Here is a 9,516-nt window from a genome sequence, read left to right as displayed (position 1 = left end):
TGCCCAGGTCGACGTGCTGCACAGCCTGGCGCGGGTGGCCGAGCGCCATCGCTGGGTGGCCCCGGATCTCGGTAGCGAACCGGGCATCCACATCGAAGCGGGACGGCATCCGGTGATTGAAGCCCTGAGTAAAATGACCTCGGGCCAACAAACCTCGGGGAGTCAGCCCTTCACGCCGAACGACAGCGAACTCACGCCGAACCGGCAACTGTTGATGATTACCGGCCCGAACATGGGCGGTAAATCGACCTATATGCGGCAAACGGCATTGATCGTGCTGCTGGCACACATCGGCGCGTTCGTGCCTGCCACACGCGCGCGCATCGGCCCGATCGACCGCATTTTCACCCGCATCGGCGCAGGCGATGATCTGGCCTCCGGCCGTTCGACCTTCATGGTCGAGATGACCGAAACCGCGGAAATTCTGCACACGGCGACCGAAAATTCACTGGTCTTGATCGATGAGATCGGTCGGGGCACCTCGACCTTCGATGGCCTGGCACTGGCTTGGGCCGTCGCCGAACACCTGATTCGCCGCAACCGCGCGTTTACGCTGTTTGCCACCCATTACTTCGAACTGACGCAACTGGCCGAGCGCTTCGACACAGTGCGCAACGTGCATCTGGATGCGGTGACACACAAGGACGATCTGATTTTTCTGCACAGCGTGAAGGAAGGCCCGGCCAGCCAGAGTTACGGTATCAAGGTCGCCGCGCTGGCCGGTTTGCCGCGGGAAACGATTCGCCGCGCACAGGCATTGCTCAAGCAGCTGGAGCAGCAACATCCCGTGGGGGCGGCCACGCCGCAGCTCGATTTGTTTGCCGCGACCGAAGTAAGCGATGCAATTGCGGAACCTGAGATTGAGCCGCATCCGTTGATTACCGCGCTGGAAAAAATCGACCCGGACACACTCACGCCGAAGCAGGCGCTGGATTTGATTTACGCCTGGCGCAATGAACTGGCGTCTTGAATCTTAAATCCCCCTCGTTCCCCCTTTTACAAAGGGGGATGCGCATGATTTCCAAGAACGGACTTGTTCACCCCCTTCGCAAAAAGGGGGCACACTCCTTCGAGAACGGACTTATTCACCCCTTCACAAAAAGGGGGCACACTCCTTCGAGAAGGGACTTATTCACCCCCCTTTGCTAAAGGGGGGCTGGGGGGATTTGCCCAAACAATATCGGCAATTTGTCCCGCGAATGACGTGTCGCACCGCAAACGGTAGGTCAAAGCTTGCTCTTGCGCCGTTAGCCGCTGAAGTTGCTGTAGTTGGGATTCCAGCACTTCCTCATCCGCTTCCGAAATATCTCCACCTTGAGCGGCGCGTTCACGCAGATAGCGGCGCAGCGTGGGCGCATCGCATTCGATGAACAGGATATGGAACGGGCAACCCAAGTTTTGGGCCAGTTGCACGAAGGCTGCGCGCTGGCTTTCCTTGAGGAAGGTGGCATCGATAATCATCGGCCAGCCGGCCTTCAGACCGAGTCGGGCGACATCGGCCAGATGGCCGTAGACATACTCGGTCGCCGCCGGTGTGTAGCGCAAGGCGCGCTCGGGGAAGTGACGCAACCGCTCGGCATCCGAACGCACCCGCACGGCGCCCAATGACTGCACCAACTCCATTGCCGCCAGTGATTTGCCACTGCCGGAAAAGCCGACTGTAATCCAGAGTGATGCCTCGGTCGGTGCCAGGAATTGTTCGGCCAGATCGGCATAACGCCGGAAGGTGGCCCATTGCTCGGCCTGCTCCTCGGCGCTCATGTCCGGGCGAATGCCGAACAGTGCGATTTTGGCGCGTACCATGGCGCGGTATGCCGCGTAGAAGCGGATGAGCGGCAGGGCTTCGTAATCCCCGCTGGATTCGAGGTAGACGCTCAGCAAACGACGCGCGGCGCCGTAAAACTGTCGATCGGTTAGATCCATCAGCAGGAACGCCAGATCGTTGGCCGTATCGCTCCAGCGGAAATCTTCGTTGAATTCGATCCCGTCGAAAATCATCACCTTGCCATTGATCCGGGCGATGTTCCCCAGGTGCATGTCGCCGTGCCCCTCACGCACGTGGCCGGAACGCTTGCGCGCCGTGATGGTGGGCTTGAGCGCCAGAAAAGCCGCTTCGCTCGCCGATTCGATCCGATCAATCTGGGTTTTGTCGGCATCGTCGGTCAAAAAGCCGCGAATCTGCTCGAAATTCTGGTTAATGGGGAAATACACCGTTTCAGGTGTGCCGAAGCGGCTATCCTTCGGTGCGATGGCTGCATTCTGGTGGAATTGATCGATCTGCCGGGCCAGATCGTCGATCAAGGCATCGTCCAAACCGTGCGTCTGAGCATAGTTATCCAGACGGTCGCTTTGATCGAAACGGCGCATATGCACCACAGGTTCGGTTAGCGTGTTGGCCGTTTCCACCAGTCGCCCATCCGCATCAAGCCCGACCACGCCCAGGTACAGTTCAGGCGCGAGCCGCCGGTTCAGGCGGATTTCCTCACTGCAGAAAAACCGCCGCTGGTCGCGGTCGGTGAAATCAAGAAAGCCGAAATCCATGGGTTTTTTGATCTTGTACGCGTGCGGACCGGCCAGCAACACATGCGAAATATGGGTTTGCAAATGCACGACCTCGCCATATTGATCATGCAAATGGCGTTTGAATTGTTCCAGAGGTAGCGCATTTTTAACGGGGGTATTCATAACGATGTATTCCTTGACGAAATTTTTACATACAAAACATCCGGGTAGCAGGCGCTTGAATCAGCGCGGGCAAATCGAAAAACCTACTGTATGACCGACGCATTTGGGCCTAAGGCATACCAATCAACGCGTACGGTTTTTCGAGGCACCCTTCATGCCAGATGCTGTTAAACTGTTTACTAATTATGGTTCTAGTGTATCAGTGTGGGTGAGCCCGGTGGCGCAAACAAAAAAATCAGCTCGACCAACCCAAAAATCCCCAGCCAGCAAAGGTTCTACCGGTAAAAAAACAGCCAACAAAAGCACTTCGAATGGAGCGCGTGTGGGCCGTTTCAGCCTGCGTGGTCTTCTCTGGCGCATCGTTATTATCGCTGTACTGATTCTCACCGCGCTGATGAGCATCTGGGCGTATTTTCTGAATCAACGTGTCGTCGATCGCTTTTCCGGCACGCTCTGGAAGCTGCCCGCCACGGTTTATGCCGCGCCGCAGGAAATTTATGTCGGCCAGTATCTCTCGCCCGGCGAGCTGGTGGATGAACTCACCAATCTGCATTATCGCGACCGCGACACACTTACCGAAACCGGCACCTATGATCGAGTCGGCAACGAAATCCGCCTGCACCGCAGGGCATTCGATTTCCCGGACGGCAACGAACCGGACAGGCAGATTCGGGTTCAATTCGTCGGCGACCGGGTCAAGGCTGTCAATGACGACAAGGGTACCAGCCTTGGCATCATTCGTCTGGAACCGATGACGATCGGCCAGCTTTACCCGGATATCAATGAAGATCGCGTTCTCCTCAATGTCGAACAGGTACAGAAAGACGCGCCACTGCTGATCAAAACGCTCATCACGGTCGAAGACCGGGATTTCTATCATCATCACGGTGTGGTGCCGAGCGCTGTATTGCGCGCGCTCTTGGTCAATATTGTCAGCGGTCACAAAGTGCAAGGTGGCAGCACCATCACCCAGCAACTGGCCAAAAATCTGTTCCTCACGCCCAAGCGCACCTACAAGCGCAAGCTCGAAGAGATGATCATGGCGCTGGAAATGGAATGGCATTATTCCAAGGACAAGATCCTCGAAGGCTATTTGAACGAGGTCTATCTGGGCCAGGACGGTAGCCGCGCAATTCACGGCTTCGGGTTGGCCGCACGTTATTATTTCGGTCGGCCGGTCGATGAACTGCGACCGGAAGAAATCGCCCTGCTCGTCGGCATGGTTAAAGGCGCATCCTACTACAACCCCCGCCGCAACCCTGAACGCGCCAAGGATCGTCGCGATACGGTGATCGACCTGATGGCGGACAACGGTCTGATCACCCCGACCGAAGCGGGCGAACTCAAACAAAAACCACTGGGCGTGCTCAAGGAAAAAGGCACGACGTCACCCCATCCCGCGTTTCTGGATCTGGTGCAGCGGCAACTGTCTCAGCAATACAACCCGGAAGACCTCAAAACCAAAGGGTTACGCATTTTCACCACCATGCAGCCCCGTGTACAGGCCGCGCTGGAGCACTCGGTCACAGCACTGAATGCAATTGAAAAGGCCCGTCATTACAAGCCCGACTCCCTGGAAACCGCGGGCATCATCACCTCGATCGGCACAGGTGAAGTCGAAGCATTGATCGGCGGGCGCGATCCCGCTTATGAGGGCTACAACCGGGCACTGGATGCCCAACGACAGATCGGCTCGTTGATCAAACCCACCATCTACCTGACAGCGCTCTCCGATCCGGCCAAGTACTCGCTGATCACGCCACTCGACGACAGCCCCTTGACCGTCGATCAGCCCGGCTCAAAACCCTGGAAACCGGAAAACTATGACCGTAAATTCCTTGGGCCCACACCGCTTTATACCGATCTGGCCGAATCGCGCAACGTGCCGAGCATCCGTCTTGGTTTGAGCGTCGGCTTGGATAACGTATCGGCCATGTTGCACCGACTGGGCGGGCCGGAAATCAAGCCGTTTTATCCCTCGATGCTGCTCGGCTCGATGACGATGAGCCCGCTCAATGTCGCGCAAATTTTCCAAACGCTCTCCTCCGATGGCTTCTACAGCCCATTGCGCGCCATTCGCAGCGTTGTGGATGCCGAGGGCAAGCCCCTGTCACGCTACCCGCTGACCGTCAAGAAGGTGGCTGATCCCGATGCGCTTTATCTGCTGCAATACGCCATGCAGGGCGTCGTCAATAACGGTACGGCGCATAATCTGAACAAGACCATTCCGGCTTCCGTGGGCGTAGCAGGCAAGACTGGCACCACCAACGACAGCCGGGATGCCTGGTTTGCCGGCTTTACCGGCAATCGCGTAGGTGTTGTCTGGGTCGGCCGGGATGACGACAAACCCACCAGCCTGACCGGTGCCAGCGGCGCCTTGCCAATGTGGGCAGCGGCATTCAAACCGCTGTATAACAAGCCACGGGACATGACGCCGCCCAAAGGCATCGATTTCGTCAATGTCGATGTGGCGCAGCAGGCGCGCGTTCCCAGCCAATGCCCCGGCATCCTGATGCCATTTGTGAGCGGTTTCGAACCCAAGACCATTCTCGATTGCAATGGCGATGCGACCGGTTCGGGGAACACCGATCAGAACGGCGAAAAAAATGGCAATCCGCTCAACCCGATTTTGAATTTTTTCCGATAACGGGGTAAGACTAACTTAGGGAACCTCTGATTGAATCCTTCGTGGCCCGAGACGGGCTTTTGAGGGATGAGTCGCAAGGCGCGGCGCGAAACGGGCTTGCGCCAGCTTAATGCGAAGCAGGCGCAAGCCCGCGTTAATGGTTATTCCATTCGTGAGCGGCGCAACACAGCGGGCTTACGCCAGCTCCGCGTAAAATCGCCCTCAAAAGCCCGTCCCATGCGGGTTGCCGCCCAAAAGCCGCAACACTTCGTTATCGGCCTTGGCATCGTAGCGTAAACTACGACCTGCGGCCTCTGCCTCGTTTTGCGGCTTTTGGATCAGCAACTCGGCTCACGAGGGATTCAATCAGAGGTTCCTTAGCTATCGGCACGCACTGACTATTGATCGCAACAACACCCAGGAAACACTCAGGAAACACCCATGCCGACCACAATACAGACAAGATACCAAGCCCACGCACTCAAAATGGGTGCCGTCACCCTTCTAGCCATCACCGTTGCGATGCTGGCTGGTTGCGCCGGCACGCCCCCACCGCGCCCGAGCATGGTCATCCAGCAGCCCCCTGTTCCGCCCTCGGTGCAGGCACACCCGCTGAACATCCCCCGATTGCAAGAAAATACGCTGCCGCAATCCAATGGCAATTCAACATCGAGCGCGCCGCCTCAAGCGGTTCAAACAGCCAGCACCCCGGCTGTTCTGGCACTGGTATCCCGCGCCGAGACACAAACGCAGTCCGGTGATTTTGGCGGGGCCGAGGCCACGCTGGAACGTGCAGTCCAGATTCAACCGCACAACGCCAGACTCTGGCTCGATTTCGCACAACTGCGCCTGGCCCAGAAACAACCCGCACAGGCCGAGCAGTTCGCCCTTCGCGCCGTGCAATACGCTCAAAGCAATCGGGAAGTCAGTGCAGCCTGGCAGATGGTCGCCAAGACCCGCGAGGCGCAGGGTGACACCAAAGGTGCCGCCGAAGCCCGCCGCAAGGCCGGTTTCGTGCCCGGTCAGACTCAAGGCTGATGAACGAAGAAAAAACGCGCTGGCTTGAGGCCCCGCGTGCCCTTCGAGGATAAATCCTGTGAACACAGAATCGGCAGACACACTATCCACGACACCTGCGCCTTCAAAGCCCGGCACGCTGCAGGACGTCTTTGGTCAAAGCGGGGTACTTGCCGCTGCGTTTAGTGGTTATCAGCCCCGTGCGGGCCAGTTGCAAATGGCCGAGATCATCCGCGACGCCATCACCGATTCCCGCACGGTCGTGATCGAAGCGGGCACCGGGGTGGGCAAGACCTTCGGCTATCTCGCCCCGATTCTGCTTGCCGGCCGCAAGGCGATCGTGTCCACCGGCACCAAGCATTTGCAGGATCAGATTTTCAGCCGCGACTTGCCGCAAATCAAGCAACTGATGGGTTCAACCACACGCACGGCACTGCTCAAAGGCCGCTCGAACTACCTGTGCCTGCACCGACTGGAACGCGCGATGAGCGAAGGTCGGCTCAAAAGCCCGGACTGGGTCACGGCGCTGCACACCATCAAGGGCTGGAGCACGCGCACACGCGACGGCGACATTGCCCGTTGCGATGCCGTCAGCGAAGAACATGGCATCTGGCCGCTCGTAACCTCCACCAACGAAAACTGTCTCGGCAAGGAATGCCCCGTCTTCGACGATTGCTTTGTGGTTAAAGCCCGCGAGGCAGCGCATGAGGCGGATCTGGTGGTCATCAACCATCATCTGTTCTGCGCCGATATTGCCATTCGCCAAAGCGGCTTTGCACAACTGTTGCCTGAAGCGGATGTGGTGGTCTTGGATGAAGCCCATCAACTGCCGGAAATCGCCAGTCTGTTTTTCGGTTCGGCCCTCAGCAGCGGGCAGATGATCGATCTTTTGCGCGATATCGTGCGCGAGCAACAGGCCGAGGCGGTGGACATGACCGACTTGCTCGGCGTGGTGCATCAATTCGAATTAGCCATCGATCCTTGCGTTTCGGCACTAAAAAACGCCCGAACCGACCGAATCGCCTGGAGTGAAATCGCCGAAGACAAGGTCATTCAAGCCGCCTTCGACACGCTCGAATCCCGACTGGCCGACCTGACCGCGGCACTGGAAATCGCCGCGCCGCGTGGCAAGGGCCTGGCCAGTTGCCATGAACGCGCCATACAAATGCGCCAGTCGCTGATCCATTTTCGCCGCAGCGAGGAAATATCGACTGAAGTCCGCTGGGTCGAACGCCGCGAGAAATCCTTCACGCTCAATATCACACCGATGGATGCGGGCAAAACCTTCTCCGATGTGGTTGAAAGCCAGCCGCGTGCGTGGGTATTTGCATCAGCCACGCTTGCCGCCGGTTCGGATTTTTCCCACTTCACCCGTCGATTGAATTTGAATCTCGCGCTATGCCAGCAAACGCCCTCGCCGTTCGATTACCCGAATCAGGCGTTGATGTATCTGCCGCCCAACCCGCCCGACCCCAAAACCGATCCGGACTACACGCTCAAGATTCTGCGTGCCGTGTTTCCCGTACTCAAGGCCAGCGGCGGGCGGGCCTTTTTGCTGTTCACCAGCCATAGGGAATTGAAGAAGGCGGCCGATATTCTCGAAGGCAAACTGCCCTTCCCGTTGTTTGTGCAAGGCACGCAGGCCAAGGCGGCGTTACTCGAACAATTCCGGCAATCGGGCAATGGCGTGTTGCTCGGCACGCAGAGTTTCTGGGAAGGCGTGGATGTACGCGGCGAGGCGTTGTCGGTCGTGATGATCGACCGCATCCCGTTCGCCTCACCCGATGACCCGGTACGCCGCGCTCGTGAAGCGCAAATCAAGGAATCGGGTCATTCACCATTCGCGGCCATGGCCTTGCCCGAAGCCATTATCACCTTCAAACAGGGCGTGGGCCGACTGATCCGCGATGTGACCGACCGCGGCGTGCTCGTGCTGTGTGATCCGCGCCTGCAACGCACCGGCTTCGGTCGACAAATTCTCGATGCCCTGCCGCCGATGCGACGAAGCAACGATATTCAGGACGTGCAGGCGTTCTTCCGAACGAACGACGCAACGCCAACCGCTATAGCTGAGCACTGAACCATGGGCTTGAAGGTACTGGAAATCATTGCGCCCCAAGGAGAAATCAAGGCGATAGAGCGCGTCACGGCCACCGCGGAAATCGTGGACTGGTGGCGCACAGCCGCGCTGGAAGACGAGCGGTTTTCCACCAACATGATGGTAAAGCCTGAAAATATGCAAACGGTGCTTGATGCGTTGCAGCAAATTCTGGACCACTGCGTTGAGGCGCGAGTCATCATCCACAACGTCGAGACCACCCTGCCTAAAATCGAAGTCGAAAAGCCAGCAGAGGACACACAGAAAGCAAAAGATCCGGGCCTTTCACGCGAAGAACTCTACGAGGAAGTCGAGCGGTCATCCCAGCTCAACCAAACCTATCTGCTGCTGACCGTACTATCTGCGATCGTTGCGGCCATAGGCATGATTGAGAACAGCGTGGCAGCCGTGATCGGAGCGATGGTGATCGCCCCGCTGCTTGGGCCCAATCTGGCGCTGGCACTCGGCACCACGCTGGGCGACGTCCCGCTGACGCGACGGGCCATTCTCGCCAATCTGGCTGGGCTGGGGCTGGCGATTGCCGTAGCCTTCCTGATCTCGTTCATGATCGAGCCGACCACCAACGCCCAGCTAGCCGAACGCACGATCGTCAGCTACGGTGCCTTGATTCTCGCCCTCGCTTCCGGTGCCGCCGCTGTGTTGTCCTTATCAGCAGGTGCCGCTGCCGGACTGGTGGGTGTCATGGTCGCCGTCGCCTTGATGCCGCCTGCCGTCGGGCTGGGACTGTTCATGGGCTGGGGCCAATGGGCGCATGCCGAGCAGTCGGCCCTGCTCCTTTTGATCAACATCACTGCCATCAATTTATCCGCGAAGCTGGTGCTGGTTTTCCGCGGTGTGAGCCCGCGCCGCTGGCCGGATAAAGGCAGGGCCAGGCGTTCTTCCCGTTGGGCATTCGGTTTCTGGGGGATCTCGCTGCTCGTGACACTGGTGTCGATTTATCTGGGGAACCTCTGATTGAATCCTTCGTGGCCGAGACGGGCTTTTGAGGGATGAGTCGCAAGGCTCGGTGCGAAACGGGCTTGCGCCAGCTCAATGCGAAGCAGGCGCAAGCCCGCGTTAATGGTTATTC

The 9,516-nt window shown here is 58.2% G+C and carries 6 protein-coding genes and 1 pseudogene; 5 read left to right on the top strand and 2 right to left on the bottom strand.

Features of this window, described 5'->3' with window-relative positions; genetic code table 11:
- Positions 1–970 (top strand): annotated as a pseudogene (locus tag PHD44_RS11495) (DNA mismatch repair protein MutS); the annotation flags it as partial.
- Positions 971–1,128: 158 nt separating this feature from the next.
- Here the strand turns inward: PHD44_RS11495 and PHD44_RS11490 are convergent.
- The gene (locus PHD44_RS11490; RefSeq protein WP_300191819.1) at positions 1,129–2,685 is read right to left on the bottom strand and encodes a bifunctional aminoglycoside phosphotransferase/ATP-binding protein; all 1,557 of its coding nucleotides are present in this window, start codon (positions 2,683–2,685) and stop codon (positions 1,129–1,131) included.
- Positions 2,686–3,007: 322 nt separating this feature from the next.
- Here PHD44_RS11490 and mrcB point away from each other — a divergent pair, with 322 nt between their 5' ends.
- A complete protein-coding gene (gene mrcB, locus PHD44_RS11485) occupies positions 3,008–5,332 on the top strand; it encodes a penicillin-binding protein 1B (RefSeq protein WP_300191816.1) in 2,325 nt (774 codons plus the stop codon).
- A gap of 201 nt (positions 5,333–5,533) precedes the next feature.
- Here the strand turns inward: mrcB and PHD44_RS11480 are convergent, their stop codons facing one another.
- On the bottom strand, positions 5,534–5,656 hold the full coding sequence (locus PHD44_RS11480; protein WP_300186763.1) for a hypothetical protein: 123 nt from the start codon (positions 5,654–5,656) through the stop codon (positions 5,534–5,536).
- Positions 5,657–5,752: 96 nt separating this feature from the next.
- Between PHD44_RS11480 and PHD44_RS11475 the strand changes: the two genes are divergently transcribed.
- Genes PHD44_RS11475 through PHD44_RS11465 form a run of 3 tightly spaced genes read left to right on the top strand, consistent with a single transcriptional unit; the run spans position 5,753 to position 9,401 of the window.
- Complete coding sequence (locus PHD44_RS11475; protein WP_300191813.1) at positions 5,753–6,349, top strand: tetratricopeptide repeat protein; 597 nt, start codon at positions 5,753–5,755, stop codon at positions 6,347–6,349.
- A gap of 58 nt (positions 6,350–6,407) precedes the next feature.
- The gene (locus PHD44_RS11470; protein ID WP_300191811.1) at positions 6,408–8,408 is read left to right on the top strand and encodes an ATP-dependent DNA helicase; all 2,001 of its coding nucleotides are present in this window, start codon (positions 6,408–6,410) and stop codon (positions 8,406–8,408) included.
- Positions 8,409–8,411: 3 nt separating this feature from the next.
- A complete protein-coding gene (locus tag PHD44_RS11465; RefSeq protein ID WP_300191808.1) occupies positions 8,412–9,401 on the top strand; it encodes a TIGR00341 family protein in 990 nt (329 codons plus the stop codon).
- The last annotated feature ends 115 nt before the right edge of the window (positions 9,402–9,516 follow it).

The sequence above is a fragment of the Halothiobacillus sp. genome, assembly GCF_028710545.1.
GTDB lineage: Bacteria > Pseudomonadota > Gammaproteobacteria > Halothiobacillales > Halothiobacillaceae > Halothiobacillus.
This window is presented reverse-complemented; position numbering and strand designations above follow the sequence as displayed.